Source organism: Streptomyces harbinensis (assembly GCF_900116145.1).
Lineage (GTDB): Bacteria > Actinomycetota > Actinomycetes > Streptomycetales > Streptomycetaceae > Streptomyces > Streptomyces carpaticus.
The window spans coordinates 1-14,049 of the sequence record NZ_FPAB01000019.1 but is presented as its reverse complement, the minus strand read 5'-3'; the positions used below and the strand labels follow the sequence as shown (position 1 = coordinate 14,049).

17 protein-coding genes are annotated in these 14,049 nt (G+C 70.6%); 4 read left to right on the top strand and 13 right to left on the bottom strand.

The features are described 5' to 3' along the window. Nucleotides 1-944: 944 nt before the first annotated feature. The 4 genes from BM385_RS27415 to BM385_RS26045 form a co-directional block, all read right to left on the bottom strand. Nucleotides 945-1,109: a hypothetical protein gene (locus BM385_RS27415; protein WP_175543117.1), complete on the bottom strand. Its 165-nt coding sequence runs from the start codon at nucleotides 1,107-1,109 to the stop codon at nucleotides 945-947. Between the two features lie 178 nt (nucleotides 1,110-1,287). Next, nucleotides 1,288-1,506 (bottom strand): hypothetical protein, encoded by a 219-nt coding sequence (locus BM385_RS26055; protein ID WP_093844566.1) that lies wholly within the window; start codon nucleotides 1,504-1,506, stop codon nucleotides 1,288-1,290. Between the two features lie 105 nt (nucleotides 1,507-1,611). Continuing rightward, on the bottom strand, nucleotides 1,612-3,366 hold the full coding sequence (locus tag BM385_RS26050) for a hypothetical protein (protein WP_093844565.1): 1,755 nt from the start codon (nucleotides 3,364-3,366) through the stop codon (nucleotides 1,612-1,614). A 119-nt stretch (nucleotides 3,367-3,485) separates the two neighbouring features. Beyond that, nucleotides 3,486-3,908 (bottom strand): ATP-binding protein, encoded by a 423-nt coding sequence (locus tag BM385_RS26045; protein WP_093844564.1) that lies wholly within the window; start codon nucleotides 3,906-3,908, stop codon nucleotides 3,486-3,488. A 216-nt stretch (nucleotides 3,909-4,124) separates the two neighbouring features. Between BM385_RS26045 and BM385_RS26040 the strand changes: the two genes are divergently transcribed. Beyond that, nucleotides 4,125-5,069 carry a helix-turn-helix transcriptional regulator gene (locus BM385_RS26040; RefSeq protein WP_093844563.1) on the top strand — a complete coding sequence of 315 codons (945 nt, stop codon included), beginning with the start codon at nucleotides 4,125-4,127 and terminating at the stop codon, nucleotides 5,067-5,069. Here the strand turns inward: BM385_RS26040 and BM385_RS26035 are convergent. Then, complete coding sequence (locus BM385_RS26035) at nucleotides 5,018-5,989, bottom strand: beta-ketoacyl-[acyl-carrier-protein] synthase family protein (RefSeq protein WP_254791745.1); 972 nt, start codon at nucleotides 5,987-5,989, stop codon at nucleotides 5,018-5,020. The genes BM385_RS26040 and BM385_RS26035 overlap by 52 nt on opposite strands. 291 nt (nucleotides 5,990-6,280) lie before the next feature. On the opposite strand from BM385_RS26035, the gene BM385_RS27410 reads away from it, so the two are divergent. After that, nucleotides 6,281-6,670: an ATP-binding protein gene (locus BM385_RS27410; protein ID WP_175543116.1), complete on the top strand. Its 390-nt coding sequence runs from the start codon at nucleotides 6,281-6,283 to the stop codon at nucleotides 6,668-6,670. A 70-nt stretch (nucleotides 6,671-6,740) separates the two neighbouring features. Here BM385_RS27410 and BM385_RS26025 read toward each other — a convergent pair whose 3' ends face one another. The 6 genes from BM385_RS26025 to BM385_RS26000 form a co-directional block, all read right to left on the bottom strand. Beyond that, on the bottom strand, nucleotides 6,741-7,052 hold the full coding sequence (locus BM385_RS26025; RefSeq protein ID WP_139275246.1) for a hypothetical protein: 312 nt from the start codon (nucleotides 7,050-7,052) through the stop codon (nucleotides 6,741-6,743). A gap of 178 nt (nucleotides 7,053-7,230) precedes the next feature. Then, entirely contained in the window at nucleotides 7,231-7,425 is a 195-nt protein-coding gene (locus BM385_RS26020) for a hypothetical protein (RefSeq protein WP_093844559.1), read from the bottom strand. Between the two features lie 49 nt (nucleotides 7,426-7,474). Continuing rightward, nucleotides 7,475-8,035 (bottom strand): hypothetical protein, encoded by a 561-nt coding sequence (locus BM385_RS26015; RefSeq protein WP_093844558.1) that lies wholly within the window; start codon nucleotides 8,033-8,035, stop codon nucleotides 7,475-7,477. Next, entirely contained in the window at nucleotides 8,035-10,239 is a 2,205-nt protein-coding gene (locus tag BM385_RS26010) for a DUF8841 domain-containing protein (protein ID WP_093844557.1), read from the bottom strand. Before BM385_RS26010 ends, BM385_RS26015 begins: the two co-directional genes overlap by 1 nt. Nucleotides 10,240-10,305: 66 nt before the next feature. Beyond that, nucleotides 10,306-11,319 (bottom strand): winged helix-turn-helix domain-containing protein, encoded by a 1,014-nt coding sequence (locus BM385_RS26005; RefSeq protein ID WP_093844556.1) that lies wholly within the window; start codon nucleotides 11,317-11,319, stop codon nucleotides 10,306-10,308. A 245-nt stretch (nucleotides 11,320-11,564) separates the two neighbouring features. Beyond that, nucleotides 11,565-11,822, bottom strand: a complete 258-nt coding sequence (locus tag BM385_RS26000) for a hypothetical protein (protein ID WP_093844555.1) — start codon at nucleotides 11,820-11,822, stop codon at nucleotides 11,565-11,567. Between the two features lie 215 nt (nucleotides 11,823-12,037). Here BM385_RS26000 and BM385_RS25995 point away from each other — a divergent pair, with 215 nt between their 5' ends. Continuing rightward, nucleotides 12,038-12,721 carry a hypothetical protein gene (locus tag BM385_RS25995; protein ID WP_139275245.1) on the top strand — a complete coding sequence of 228 codons (684 nt, stop codon included), beginning with the start codon at nucleotides 12,038-12,040 and terminating at the stop codon, nucleotides 12,719-12,721. A 44-nt stretch (nucleotides 12,722-12,765) separates the two neighbouring features. Continuing rightward, nucleotides 12,766-13,146, top strand: a complete 381-nt coding sequence (locus BM385_RS28095; RefSeq protein ID WP_254791744.1) for a hypothetical protein — start codon at nucleotides 12,766-12,768, stop codon at nucleotides 13,144-13,146. A gap of 58 nt (nucleotides 13,147-13,204) precedes the next feature. On the opposite strand, the gene BM385_RS25985 is transcribed toward BM385_RS28095, so the two are convergent. After that, on the bottom strand, nucleotides 13,205-13,426 hold the full coding sequence (locus tag BM385_RS25985; protein WP_254791743.1) for a DUF397 domain-containing protein: 222 nt from the start codon (nucleotides 13,424-13,426) through the stop codon (nucleotides 13,205-13,207). Further along, on the bottom strand, nucleotides 13,423-14,049 hold a 627-nt coding region (locus tag BM385_RS27405; protein ID WP_217650971.1), incomplete at its 5' end, for a DUF5753 domain-containing protein. The genes BM385_RS27405 and BM385_RS25985, both read right to left, overlap by 4 nt.

The following is a 14,049-nucleotide window of genomic DNA, read 5'->3' as shown; positions in this document are numbered from 1 at the left end:
CCCCTGCTGACGCAGGGTAGCCGCCAGGCGGCGGCGCGTGGCGCCGCCGCCTGGCGGCTACGGCGGCGCGGGCTCCGCCCGGCCGCTGGCGGGGTGCTTCGCACCTCCGCCGCCCAGACGAACTGACCCCGGGGCTCCGCCCCTCGGGTCAGCGGCCGAGGGCTCCGCCCTCAGCCTCAGTTGTCGTCTCTGCTAGGTGTTGGCGGGCGGTGGTGATCCACCGGCCAGCGGTACGGGGGGTGACTCCGTATGTCTCGGCCAGCTGGGCGACGGTAGGTGCAGGACGGTGGCCGGCCTCGGCCTCGGCCAAGAGGGCGGCCACCTCCTGGATACGCCGTGCCGCCTGCTCTCCTGCGGGGGTGCGGCGGCGGGGACTCCTGTCCTTACTGCCGGGGGCGCGGCCTCGGCCACGGCGGAGACCCGTGGCGGCCTCCTCCGCCGCCTCACGGGTGCACCACCTGACTCCGTGCCGCAGCACTCCCCGGGGGAGCTGCCCAGACGACTGGTAGGCACGGACAGTAGACGCGTCCAGCCCCACCAGCGCGCCGACTTCATCCGCTGACAGAAGATCTGCGGGTGACGGTGCCTCGGGGAGCGGCGGCACGGGCTTGCCTGCCAGGTAGGCACGTACCTGGGCCTCATCCCAGATCTCCGGGGAGAGGGAGCCGGACAGCGGGGGGACACTCTCCACCATCGTGGGCAGGCTGTGGCGCCGCCACCGCCACGCAGGAACGCCGGCGGCTCTGGCGATGTCTGCCACGGTCATAGTGGGCCGACCCTCGGGGATCATCGGTGGCACTCCTCGTGCGGGTTGCAGATCGCCGGCCAGTGCTCCGGGGAGCGGCTGGCCGGCTCGGTAGACTAACGATGATCTACCCGTGTTGGTGGGTCACTGGGCCAGCGAGTGCCACCACCCGAGAGGGTGTCTCGCTGGCCCTCTGCTGTCAGCGCGCGACCCGTGAGGCCGCGTGAATGTTGCCGGTGCTGATCGCGTCGGCGTCGGCGGTGCCCTGGCACTGTCGGCGCCACCGCTCACCCTGGCGGTAGTCCTCCGCAGCCTCTTCGAGCAGGCGCTTAGCCTCGGCCGTCGTCTTGGTGCGCTTGGACATGCTCTCTCCCTGGTGTTGGTGGTGTGGTGTGTCTGGAGGGGTGCCACTCCCCTCCAGACACGGTTCGTGCGTCGGGCGGTGGGTGCGCTTCCGGGCGCGGCTGGCTGCGCGCGCTATCTACCGGTGGCTTGTCCTGTGCCCTGGGGTGCTGTGGGCCGCTGTGCGGCCGTACAGGCGGTCAGATCGGCCGGTGTCCGGCCTCTACGAGAGCGCTGCTGATGTAGCGGGTGGCGACCTCTGGGGCTACCTCGCGGTGGTGTCGGCGCCACATGATGAGGCTCATGGCCTCGGCCGCTGCCTCGGGGGCGACGTCGCCGCGCAGTACCCGCCTGGCGACGTCTTCGGCCACAGTGAGCATCCGCCGGTGCAGCCACGCGCACTTGATGCGATCGATCATTGAAATCCCCTGGATCTGCGGTGTGTTGGTGGAGGTGGAGGGGGCCCTTGCCCCCTCCGTGGTGCCTCCCCGCCCGGTGCCACGCGGGCGGGGAGACGTGAGGGGTCAGGCCAGGCAGTACTCGCAGGCATCGGCCCGCTGCTCCTGGTCCTCATGGATGGGGCACAGCACGTGCCAGACGTACGGAGGGGCGGCGGCCGGGTACTCGGGCCCGTCGTGCTCCGCCTCGGTCAGAGAGACAGCCTCCATGGCAGCCTCTACGGCGCAGTCGGCGATGTAGAGGCACCCGTCATCGCCGAACACTCCCACCCGCTGCGTGGGCTCCTTACGGGCGCAGGCTGCGGCCGGGGCACCGTAGACCTCCTCGGCCGGGGCACGGCCATGTACACAGCGGCTCGCGTTGATCTCCTTGCGCATCTGGGCGTAGCTGGCGGCCTCAGTGGCGCGCAGCTCGGCGTCTGTGCGGTCGGGGCGCCACGCGAACACGCACGTCAGGCTGCCGAGTTCGACGGCCCATCCGGCCTCGCGGAACTTTGCCCGGATGATGTCCAGCTGGGCGCGGTGCGCCTCCCCTTCCGGGGTCGTGTGCATCCCCTCGACCATCCAGTACGCGGCCACTCGGCCCCGGCCGCGCGGCTCGACCATGAGACCGGTGACGCTGGCGTCGATCTCGTCGGCCGTCCGGTGCGTCTCGGTGTCGTCCTGGAGACGCGCGAGCCGCAGATTGGTCAGGGCCTCCAGCGCGGCGCGCACGTCGGGGTGCGCCGCGTGGGCGGGGCGGCATCCAGGGGTGGCGGCCTCGGCGGCGAACAGGCGGCGCACACTGTAGCCGCCCTCACGGCGGCTGACGGCGGTCACCTCGGGCAGCTGCTCGGCAGCCCGGGTCACCGCCGCGTAGTCCGCTGCCTGGACCCGGGCCACCTCCGCCCCCGCACGGGTCGTGATCACCCACCAGTCCGACACCGGGCCCCGGTCCGTGGTCACGGAGACCGGGCGGCGGACCGCCACCGGATCGCCAGCGGACACCACGGCGCACGTGCCCCACGGCGTAGTGCGGGCCAGCACCACCGCAGGCGCGGTGCACCGGTGCGCGTACTCCTTACACGCCCCGCACCAGCAGCCGACATCGAACGCCGCCGGGGCAGCCAGGACAGGCGTGGCGTGCGGGATCTCCCGGCCACTGATGGCGGCATCAACCGTGGTCCCCGCAGGGAACGCCGCCATGATCAGGTCATCATCGCGGACCTGATCGGCCCGAACCACCAGCGCAGGACCGGCAAACGGGCCCCCGATCATGATCTCTCGCGAGGCGCCCTCCTCGGTCGGCGCGGCCGGGGCCGGGTCGGCGTCGGCGGCGCGTGCGGCGTCGTCCTCCGCCGTGGCGAGGCAGTACCCGCACGTCCGGCCGTCGCCCGGCATCGACGCGTCGCCCACCTGATCGCACACGATGCACAGACGGTAGATGTGGAGCGAGTCAGCGGCGATGGAGCCCTCAGCGCCGCCGTCGAACCGCATGCTCACGTAGTCGTCGTCCACTTCGGTGACGACGGCGCGGCCGAGGGGCACCCGGACTCGGGCGCCCGGCTCGATGATGCCGCGCGGCATCGGCAGATCGGCTGCGACCGGTGCGGGGGTGGTCACGGTGGTGCCGAGCAGCCCGGACAGCACCTCGGCGCCCAGCTCGGTCAGCAGGTGCTCGCGGCCAGTAGCGGCCGTTGCGGTGGTGATGAGGCCCCGGGTGATGAGGGCTACGAGGGTGCCAGTGCGGCCGGTCACGCGGCCGTTGTCGGTGCTGGCGTTGTGCAGGGCTGCCATCATTGGGCCGCTCAGCCTGTGGGCCTTGATCAGCTCGGCGCTCATGACGCTATCTCCTTGGATCTGTGCCGTGTTGGTTGGTGTCGGAGGAGTGCCACACCCCTATGCGACATCAACTATTACAGCACAGATTTACTGAGAGATGATGCCGCTCGCAGCATCCGTCACCCGGTCGGGTGACTGCTCCAGGTGACCCGCGCCCATACGGTGGCGCCCGGTGCGCGCCGGTAGTGCCCGTACGCGTCGGCCAGGGCCTCCACGATCGCCAAGCCCCGGCCGCCCTCGGCGAGTTCGGCCGGCGCGGGGGCGCCGCCGGTCGGCAGGCCATTGCCGCCGTCGCGGACGATGATCTCTGCGCGGGTCTGCCGGGCGTGTATGGCCACGAACACACCGTCGTCCCCGTGCACCAAGCCGTTGGTGGCCAGCTCACCGGTCACCGTGACGACGTCGTCCAGGGCGGCCGGCGGCACGTGGCCGGTCAGCTTGGTCCGGACGGCTGCCCGCAGCGCGGCCAGCTGGCGCGCGTCGTCCAGGCGCCAGGTACACATCCGGTAGTTGTCGGGGAGGGTGGCCGGCGGGCACAGCATCTCGGATATCTCCTATCCCGTGGATATCGGCTCTGATATCCACGAAACCGGACAATCAGGGTGGGCGACAGCCGGAGAGGCGGCCGAATTCACGACCGGACATGAGTAGGTCCGGACCTCCGGATGGCCGCATGACCGGTGCGCCGGAGTGCCCGGCAGCCTGCACCCACCCAGACTCAGGAGCAGGAGCGGCGGGGCGACAGGACGGGAGCGGGCATGGCGCGCAGGGACCGAGAGGCCGTGGACCGGGCGGCCGTGGATGACGCGCTGGGGATGCAGCAGCTCATGCAGACCTGGCGGGCCAGGAGGCGGCTCAGCGACGTGCCGGGCATCGAGCACGCGCCGCGATATCTGGCGCAGCGGGGGAAACTCACGCAGGCGCTTATGGCGCATTTGCTTGGGGTTCATGAGCGGCATTACCGGCGACTGGAATCCGGGGACGGGGGATTCAGTACGGATATCGTGGAGCGGTGCGCGGAAATCCTGGGGCTGAATTCATCCGAGACGGAGGCGCTGTACGTGTGGTGCGGGCACGCGGCGCCGCAGCGGCAGCAGGAGCGGGAGCGGGAGCCGATCCCTGATCATCTGGTGGCGATGCTGCACCAGATGCCCACGATCGCCTATTGGGCCGACAGCGCCTATTACGTGCTGGAATGCAATGCGGCGGCGGGGCATCACTGGCCGTGGATTCAGCGGCCGAATTTCAATCCCATGGTCGAATTCCTGGCGGCCGATACTGAGGCGCGGCGGGCGTGTGTGGACTGGGACACGGTATGGCTGCCGCTCATGATTGCCCAGCTGCGGCACGCGGCGCTGCAGCTGCCGCACAACCGGCGGCTGCAGGAGGTGGTGCGGGCGGTGCGGAGGCAGCCGGAGGCGCGGGCGGCGTGGGACGCGGATGAGCGGGCGGAGGTCCGCCAGCACGCGTACGGGACGCACCGCCGCCTGCAGTCGGCGGTGACGAGCGGGCCCATCATGGTGGCCGTGGAGGCGCTGGTACCGCTGGTCAGGCCGGATCTGCGGATGATCTGGTGTCCGATCCTGGACCAGCCCACCCCGCCGCTGCCGTACGGGCCGCCGCGCCCGCCGGAGGTCACGACGGTGGCGGACTACTCCACCGGCTCCAGGAGCAGCGCGCCCGCCGTGAACCCCGGTCCGTAGCCCACCGCGACGCCGGGGCCGGCCGGGGTGCCGGCCGCCATCGTGCGCCGCAGCACATCGAGGACGGCGACGCCGCCCAGGTTGCCGCCGGCCAGGGACGCGAGGCTGTGCGCGCCGGCCGACTCGGGCAGGTCGAGGCCGGCCACGGTCCGGGCGATGATGCCGGGGCCGCCCGGGTGCACCGCCGCCCAGCGCACCGCCCGCCCGCCCAGCCACCCGGTCAGATACGGCAGCACCCGGCCCGGGGCCGACGTCGCCCCCGCGCCGGAATCGAACTCGATGCCCTGCGCGGTGAGGACGGACCAGTACGCGTCATCGCTCTCCGGCAACACCAGCTGCCAGGTATCCGACACGGCCAGGCCGGGGCCGCCCGGGTGGACGTCCGCGCCGGCCACCACCACCGCCCCCGCGGAATCCCCGAACAAGCCGCCATACAGCACCCGTTGGAGGGTCGGCGGACCCGGCTGGTACAGCGTGGACAGCGCCTCGGCGCCCACCACCAGGACCCGCGAGCCGGGCCGCGCCTGGACGTGCCGCACCGCCAGGGCCAGGGCCTGCACACCCCCCGCACACGCGGCCGTCGCCAGCCCGATCCGCTCCACATCCGGCCGCAGCCCGAGCGCGCCCACCAGGGCGACGTCCAGGCCCGGGACGGACCACGAGGTGGTGTGGGTGGTGACCAGACAATCGACGTCGGCCGGGCCGAGGCCGGCGCGCTCCAGCGCCTCCCGCCCGGCATCCACCGCCAGCCCCAGCGCGCCCGCCCACGCCGCCCGGGACCGCGCCCCCGCATCGCCGCCGGCCAGCGTCTCCGCCAGCGGCGCGACCCACGGCCGGGCCACCACTCCGGTACGGCGCAGCATCCGCACCCACAGCCCCATCCGGGGGTGGTCGGGGTGCCGGCGCTCCAGGTCCGTCACGATCTCATCCGTCGTGACGGTATGGGCAGCTGGCCGGACAACTGGGGTACCGAAGATCGCGCTCATACCGCCAGGCTGGCACAACTCCCTACGCAGTGGGGCAGATCGGTGGATATGACACCGGACAGGATGACGTCCGGTCACGATCGTGTCCGGACGCCGGGAGGTCCGGACACGGCGACGTCCGGACGTGGACTCGGCCGGGCCAACCGGCCGGTAGGCAGGCAGGGTGTAGGGCTGCGGGGGCCAGCCACTCACACCCCAGGGACCCCACACCTCATGATCTGGACCATGCCACCGAAGGACAGCCACATAGCGTTCACGCGCTGGCAGGTACGCACCGCGCTGCACCGCCGCCAGTTGCCGGCCGATCTCGTCTACGACGCCGAGCTGATCATGGCCGAGCTGGCAACCAACGCGCTCAAGCACACGGTGACGCCAGAGATCTACTGCGCTCTCCAGCTCCAACGGCAGGCGATACGCGTATCCGTCACCGACCACGGCGCCGCCCAGGCGCCCGCCCTCACCACGCCGGTACCGGCCGCCCAGTGGCCACCCGCCACCGGGTGGGGCCTCCACGTCGTGGAGGCGCTGGCCACCCAGTGGGGCACGCAGAGCGTGGGCCGGGGCCGCCGGTACACCTGGGCCGAGCTGCACCACCACTGCCCCGGCACCCCATGACCGTGCCCCGGGATCGCGCCAGCAGGAGGGGAGCTGGCGCGGCCCCGGGGCACACCCCGCAATCAGGCGCTCAGCCGCGCCTCACCGCCGCCACCTCGGCCGCAATCAGTCGATCCTCGGCCCCGGCCCACGCCGCTACCGCAGCGTCGGCCGCCCCCTCGTACTCCGGCCGCAGCTCCGCCAGCCGCACCAGCACGTACGCCCGCCGCCGGGCGTAGCCGGCCACTGCATCCCGTGCCGGCTCCTCTCCCTGGCCAGCCGCCGCCAGCAGCCCGCCGGCCTCCGCCGCCAGCTCCACCAGCAGCCGCGCCGCCGCCTCCGCCGTATCCACCCTCGGGCCCCTTGCGCGCAGCAGATACGCGCGCATCTCGTCTGTATCCATGGGGACATGCTCTCGCACGGCGGGCGGGGGCGGGGGTGAATCCGCCACGGGCAGGCGGCGCTCTGGGCTGCTGATGGGCAACCACGGGGCGCCGTAGGGGGAGTGGGCGCGCTGCCTGAATAGTCGTTCACGGGGGCATGATGCCTGTTATCTACTGGTATGGGAAGCAGGGGAGAATTCACCCCGGGACGGGGCCTTGGTACTTCCATGCGAGGGGATCACCGGCGTCCGGCTCGTAGTCGGCGCGCTCCTCCCAGCCCTCCACCACGTGATAGACCCCGGTTCTGATCTCTTCTTCGGTCCAGGTGCTCACATCCAGCTCATGACCATCGAGGGGGCCGCCGATCAGGCGGGCGGTACGTGGCGTTGGCATGCGCTTCCTTCTGATGCGTGGGCCCCGTATGCCCGGGGCCCACCACGAGTTACAAGGGCTTGACGGCGCTGTCGTTGAAGCTGAAGTCGTCGGCGACGAAGCCGCCATACTTAGCGCCGCCGTTGAAGTGGTCGGCAAGGGCTCCCTTGATTACCTTGCCCATCTGCTCATCAGTTTCCGCGCGGCTGAGCGCTGCTGCCTGGTTCCCGGTGATGTCCAGGTCTACATCCTTGCGGCGGACGCGTGGGGTTCCCTTGATCGTGAGGCCGTCTGTTGCTGCCGACCCCACCCTGATCCGCAGTTCCGTGACGGCTGTCCCCCGGGCCTCCATCTGCTTCGCGCGGCGCTCCCTGCCCCGTGGGGTGATCTGTGCCCGCGCGGCGTCGCTCTCCAGCTTCGTGGCGAGCTTGCGGGCACCCCGGTCCTTGGGAGCGCTGGTGCCCGCGAGGTAGCGCCGGATCGTGGACGGGGCGACCCCGTACGCCTGCGCCATGGCCTTGGTCGAACCGCCGTACAGGCGATCGCGCACGTGCCTTGCCTGTGTGTCCGTACGGGCGGGGGCCGTCCGACTCGGGAACAGGGCGCCCATGATCGCCTTGAACATACCCATCAGTGGGTCTCCTTCTTGGTGCCGGCCGTTGTGTGCTGGGCCGCGATACGGCTGGAGTGCAGGCGCTCCGTCCCCGCCCAGTTCGCGCGTAGGGCGTCCATGGGGACAGCCGCGTCAAACTTCATGGAGCCGGGCGCAGAACCGAGGCGCAGCGTCCCGGGCTCGGGCTTGCCCTTATCGGTCTTGATGAGCAGTTCGATCGGGGTCGGGGCCTCGGTGGTGTACATCAGCTGATCGAAGTTCACGGCGAACGGCGCGCGTCCGCTGAGCTGGAACGTCTTGCGTGCACGTCGGTGGGTGGCGATCCGGGCAGCTGCAACGACGTGGTAGCGCAGCTCTGGCCGGTAGTGCCAGGCAGACGCCACATCGGCCAGCCACTCGTCATCCTCTTTGTGTTTGGCCGAGTCGGCCCACTTGCCGATGCCGCCTTTGTAGATCCCCTTGTAGCTCTGTAGGAGGCTGATCGCGTCCTCTCGGGCGACGTCGCGCGGCGTGTCCTGCAGGCTCTCCCAGGCGGCCAGGAAGTCGGTATCGGTCATGCCGTCTGTAATGCCGAGAGTGGCATACGCCTGCTTGTAGGCGCTGCGCACGTGCTCGGTCCATCGCTTGAGTACCGGCACGCTGTCACTGCTGACGTACGCCTCCTGGATGCTGGCGGGGTCGTAGCCGTACTCGCGCACCATGTAGGCCACGGTGGGGGTGGCGTACCAGCCGGGCCCCTCCGGGGCCTCACCGGAGAACGTGGCGGGGTGGGGTAGCTCAGCCTCGGTCTCCAGCACGGTGAAGTCGCACAGCCACAGTCCACATGTCCTCGGCGACCACGCCGGGGCGGTGGTGTGAGCGAGAGGCCCCAACGGCAGAAGCAGCGTCTCTGTGACGGAGAGGTAGGACGCACAGGTGTCTACGGCCACCGCCCACGGGCGCGCCGTCTCCTCCTCGGTCAAGGGTCGCTCCCACCACTTGAAGTCTTCGTCATCGCAGAACAGTTCGCCCGCCCTCTGCCGCTCCAGGTAGACGGGGTGACGGGCACCGGGCGCCACGGGCACAGTGTGGTCACCCTCTGGCAGTGCTCCGGGGCGCAGCTGGCGCTTGTGCCTGCCGTCCGGTCCCTCGGTCCACTCCGTGCGGGGGCGTACAGCCTCCAGGAGGTGTACGGAGGTGACCGCGGTGGTCCCGCCGGGCGGGATACCTAGATCAGCGGCGAACCGGCGCATGCGCCGCGCCAGAGTGCGAGCGTCGGGGGTCCCGGTTTCGTCGGCTGCGAGGTCGGTCACCAGCTCGGTCATCCTGATTGTGCCGGTGTCTCCCTGCCCCAGCCACGGCACGATCAAGACCTTCACGGACATCCGGCGCCCGCCCGCATCCCCCTTGCGGCGCCAAAGCTTGAATCCAGCACCCCGAACATCGCTGATCTCAAGTCCTGCTGTCTCCGCCGCCTTGCGGAGCTTGGTTGCGGCGCGTTCCATCCCCTTTTCGGTGCTAGGGAGCTTGGCGGCGATCTTCACTACACCGAGAGCAGCCGCACCGATGCACACCGTGCCATCCGTTGCCCGCCCCGCTTCATGGACCTTGTTCACCCCGATCGAGGGGCCAACTGCGCTGATCCAGCGCATCAGGTCCGCCAGCTTGCTGCCGGTCGGGGCCGGTACAGCGTCCGTGTCGGCCACCAGCTGCCCCGCGTCGTCTGCATCGACCGCGACGGCGGCGGTCAGGGTCCGCTCAACCTTCCGGCGGCCAGCCGCCCGGCTGGCCGCATCCTTGGCGGCCGGCGTCTTGCTCCTGGTGGTGCTCGGCCTCGATGCCGGAGCGCGAGGGGCGGGCGGCGTCTGGGCGGCGCGGGCCCGCTCCGCCTGCTGCTGGGCGCGGGAGGCGGCGCGGGTCTCGGGTGTGCATCCCTGGGGGCAGCTCACCCACTCCCACGCCTGTCCGGTCCACGCCTGGACAGAGCCGGGCCGCATGTAGCCGACGCAGCCCTGACAGGCGATGATCTCGCCGCGTGCCATGAGCTGCCGGGCACGGTTGCGGGCCTGCGTCACCGGGGTGCAGTCCTCCGGGCAGCGGGCCCACTGTCCGGTGTGGTCGGGCACCCATCCGCGCTCTTCGTAGGGGTGGCAGGTCGGGCAGCCGATGACGCCGAGGCTCGCGGTGACGCCTGGTGGCTGCGTATGCTCGCTTGCGGTGGTGGTCATGCGGTCCTGTCGCATGGCGCCTCCATCTCTCTGTGGGGCGCCGTGTTGGGTCACGGCGCCCCATGGTCATTTCCGGGTCGGTCAGAACGGGGGGTCGGCGTACGTGCTCGGCAGCGGGGCGCAGCTGGCGCACCGGCCGCCCACGCCCCTCACGGGCACCTCAGCGCAGTACCCGCCCTTGCAGGTCACCCACAGTGGCCCGCGTTCCCCCACCGCGTACGCTGCGGAGGGGTCGTACTCCTTCGCTGGCAGTCGTGAGGCCACCAGCGCCGCCGGAGAGTCCACTTGCTCATCGTGTGGCACTCTGCGCAGGCGGTACAGCAGCTCATCAGGCGGCCACCGGTGTTTGCGCATGCGGTCCACCAGCGTCCGCAGGATCTTGGGCCGGTCCCGGTGAGTGGGAGCGATCCAGTGCACTTCGGACAGCAGCTCGGCTGCTAGCCGGTCTTGGTTCCAGGTGCCGCCGGTCCCCTCGGGTACGGCCTCCATCTGCCGTGCGCGCTCGGCCTCCAGGCTGGCGACGACTTCTAGGCCGGGTGTCAGCTCGTACGCGTTCGGGTCGCGTCCCACCCACGCGCCGCCCGGTCCCGAGCGTTTCGAGCGCGGTTCGAAGCGGGCCCATCCGTGCTTTTCGATTACCGGCTTGTAGCGCTCCACCGTCCGTAGCGAGACACCCGACCGCTCGGCGATCTCCCGCTGACTCATCTGTCCGGACCACTGACCATCGGCAGCCAGCGCCCGCAGGATTTTGGCGATGCTCTCGCACGGGGTGGGTAGGCACGCAACCCACTGCAGGGGTGTGGGTGCGTCGGGGATGCGGGGCTGGTCACCTACGGTGGCCCCGGCCGTGGGTGTCCGGCGGTCGGGGAGCAGTCGGCCGTGTCCATGCAGGTGGGAGACATGCAGGCGTGCCGTCCGCTCGGCGATCTCTGCTCTCCGGGCGATCTCCGCCATGGTCAGCGGGCCGAGGTCGGCGGCCGGCTGGTGCTGGGTGGCACGGTGGTAGGTGCGGAGGACATACCAGACACGACGGCAGAGGTCGCAGTTGTCCGGCAGGATCGCCGGGTGCCCCCGCTTGGCTCTACGGGTGCTCACGGCGCTGGGCTACCGGCACGATCCGGTCACATGACGCCGCAGTGCGGCCATAGATCGCCGCGCTAGGTGTGGGGGAGACGCGCATTGGTACCCTTCTGGTGTTGGGCAGACAGCTGGCGATACCGCCCGTGGCCGTGGTCAGCGGCCGGGTGGGGTGCTTCGTGGCAGAGGCAGAGCTTGGTTGTCGGCTTCGGGTCGCGCGTCTGGGCTCCCGGCTGGTCCCCGGGCCCAGAGGCGCGCATCACTCAGGCGGCGGTCCTCGCAGACGCCTGCAGGTCACTCATCCGCACGTCCATGATGGCGCTGGTCAACTTCGCGCCCATGTCAGGATCGGTCTCGTGCATGTGGAGATACCCGCGCACGAGATCCGTGGTGGATGCGCGGTGGGTGCGGCGCAGTTCGCCGAGGCGGGCATAGTCGGCGGTGGGAAGGTCGGCGGTCACGCGCTTTTTCGCTCGGGCGATTTTGCGCTCACGATCACGCTCGGTCCGGGCCGGCTTCATCTCACTCCATAGGATACGCACTCGGTTACTGACCGAGTTACTGACTGAGATACTGACTCTAGCGGGTGAGATGCGATCATGGAAACCACCCCCTTAACACGTGTCGCATCATCCCCATACATCCGATTCGCCCGAACGGGCGAACTGCACTGCAATGCATCGCGGTAGGCGAGTTGCCCCGCTGCGCACAGGGAGGATTCATGCCCCGGCACACGATGACCATCGAGCTAACCCCAGACGGCCGGGGCTGGGTGGACGGGCAGGCACTCATGACCGAGGACGGCACCGACACGACGCAGCTGCGCGCGGCGGCGCTGCGGGAGGTGACCGGTGCGGCTGTGCGCGGCGGGCGGTCCGTGGTGGTGGAGGCCACCGATCCGGACGGGGCGGTGTGGACCATGGTCGTGCACCCCAGCGGCCGGGTAGAGACCGGCGCGGCCGTGGATGAGCTGGCAGCGGACCCGGAGGGCACCCGCCCGCCGGCCGCCTACCGAGACTGGATGGCGGAGATCTGGGAGGCCGGCGAGAGCGGCCGGCATCTGGACGCGCTGAGCATGGCGACGAAAATCCAGGAACAGGCCACCGCGGACTATGGCACACGGCACCCGTACGCCTGGCGCGCGCGTGAGGTCGCGGCGCATGTGGCGCTGTTGTGTGGAACGCCGGGGCGGGCGGCCGAGATGTACATGGAGGCGGCGCGCGGGTGGGCGGAGCTGGGGAGCGCCGCATACTGGGCTGCCGCTCAGCGGGCCTACGCCTGCTGGCACCAGGTGCCGGAGGCAGCTCAAGGGGCCTGGCTGGGAGAGCAGCTGGCCGAGCTACTGCGCCTGGGCGGTGATGAGGCGCTGCCGACCCTCCGCCTGGTGCTGGCTCGCACCGATGAGCTACGGGGTGGCTGAGCGCTGGGTCACCAGGACCGGCGCCGGTCCGCTACGGTCAGCACATGACCAATCACGCACCTGTGTACGTCCTGATCCGCCCCGACGGCCGAGCCGAGTGGGGCCACCGCCTGATGACAGCCGAGGAGGAGCTGGGGCAGCACGGCGTCGGCCGCGCTTCCCTCACCGATGGCTCCCGCCTGCGGATCGCCATGTCAGACTGCGCACTCCTCCTCCGGGACATCTACCCGCCCAACCCGCGCGCCGCCACCGCGCTGGCCCACCTCGCGGGCATCTCGCCTGAACAGGCGCCCGAGACGCGCGGCCCCATCGTGCTCTACGGCTACGACCCGATGAACGAATGGGACAACAGCAGGCCCCTCAGCACCGATGAGCAGGCCAGCATCACCAAGGCCCTGACCGCCGCCGGATGCACCATCACCTGAGCGAGATGCACGAGGGCCCCTCACCACCTGGATGGTGAGGGGCCCTCGTGCATCTCGCTCAGGTGGCGGGCGGCGGGGTGAACTCGCCGTTCCGGGCGCCATCGATGAAGCACGCCCACACGTGCCGGGTCACGACGAACGGAGGACTGGACAGGTCCTCGTTGTCTCGGATCGCTACCCTCCCGTCATCGAGGAACGCCACTTCGAGGCAACCGCCGGTGGCGGAACTGGCCTTGGAGGTGAACCACCGGGCCGCGCTGAGATCGGGGGTGCTGGTCACTGCTGCCACTCCTCTGCAATGTCGCGCAGCAGCGCGACGGAATCCGTAGGGTCCAGCGCGCTGGCGCGCAGGAGGTCAAGAGTGCTTTGCAGTCGGCGGACGTCCGCGCGCCGCTCCACGTAGAGGTTTCCGGCTGGGCTGTCCACATAGCCGATCGTGGCCGACTCGTCGCACTCAATCAGCGCAAAGGCGCCGCTGAGTCCCCAGTGCGCGCCCTTGCGCAATGGGAGGACCTGCACTGTAACTGCCGTGCGGTCCGCGGCTGTTGCCAGGTGGAGTAGTTGCTCATGCATGACGGCCGGGCCGCCCACCGGCCGCCGTAGTACGGCCTCATCCAGGATCACCCACAGCTCCAGCGGAGCGGGGGCGCGGGTCAGCAGCTCTTGCCGAGCCATGCGGAGTTGCACCAGGGCGTCAGCGTCGCGGGGGAGTATGCCGACGCCGGCCCCGAGGACAGCGCGGGCATACGCCGGTGTCTGGAGCAGCCCATGTACGAGTAGCGGTTCCCATGCGAGCACTGCGCGGGCGTCGGTTTCCAGACCAACGAGCACATCCAGCCCGGAAGGAAGAACGTCTTCAAACTGCTCCCACCAGCCTGATTTCTGGCTGCCGGTGCGCATGTC

What these genes read in the sequence shown, in the direction of transcription:
- BM385_RS27415 (WP_175543117.1), bottom strand. Translation starts at nt 1,109, where the DNA reads ATGTCCAAGCGCACCAAGACGACGGCCGAGGCTAAGCGCCTGCTCGAA.
- BM385_RS26055 (WP_093844566.1), bottom strand. Translation starts at nt 1,506, where the DNA reads ATGATCGATCGCATCAAGTGCGCGTGGCTGCACCGGCGGATGCTCACT.
- BM385_RS26050 (WP_093844565.1), bottom strand. Translation starts at nt 3,366, where the DNA reads ATGAGCGCCGAGCTGATCAAGGCCCACAGGCTGAGCGGCCCAATGATG.
- BM385_RS26045 (WP_093844564.1), bottom strand. Translation starts at nt 3,908, where the DNA reads ATGCTGTGCCCGCCGGCCACCCTCCCCGACAACTACCGGATGTGTACC.
- BM385_RS26040 (WP_093844563.1), top strand. Translation starts at nt 4,125, where the DNA reads ATGGCGCGCAGGGACCGAGAGGCCGTGGACCGGGCGGCCGTGGATGAC.
- BM385_RS27410 (WP_175543116.1), top strand. Translation starts at nt 6,281, where the DNA reads ATGCCACCGAAGGACAGCCACATAGCGTTCACGCGCTGGCAGGTACGC.
- BM385_RS26025 (WP_139275246.1), bottom strand. Translation starts at nt 7,052, where the DNA reads ATGGATACAGACGAGATGCGCGCGTATCTGCTGCGCGCAAGGGGCCCG.
- BM385_RS26020 (WP_093844559.1), bottom strand. Translation starts at nt 7,425, where the DNA reads ATGCCAACGCCACGTACCGCCCGCCTGATCGGCGGCCCCCTCGATGGT.
- BM385_RS26015 (WP_093844558.1), bottom strand. Translation starts at nt 8,035, where the DNA reads ATGGGTATGTTCAAGGCGATCATGGGCGCCCTGTTCCCGAGTCGGACG.
- BM385_RS26010 (WP_093844557.1), bottom strand. Translation starts at nt 10,239, where the DNA reads ATGCGACAGGACCGCATGACCACCACCGCAAGCGAGCATACGCAGCCA.
- BM385_RS26000 (WP_093844555.1), bottom strand. Translation starts at nt 11,822, where the DNA reads ATGAAGCCGGCCCGGACCGAGCGTGATCGTGAGCGCAAAATCGCCCGA.
- BM385_RS25995 (WP_139275245.1), top strand. Translation starts at nt 12,038, where the DNA reads ATGACCATCGAGCTAACCCCAGACGGCCGGGGCTGGGTGGACGGGCAG.
- BM385_RS28095 (WP_254791744.1), top strand. Translation starts at nt 12,766, where the DNA reads ATGACCAATCACGCACCTGTGTACGTCCTGATCCGCCCCGACGGCCGA.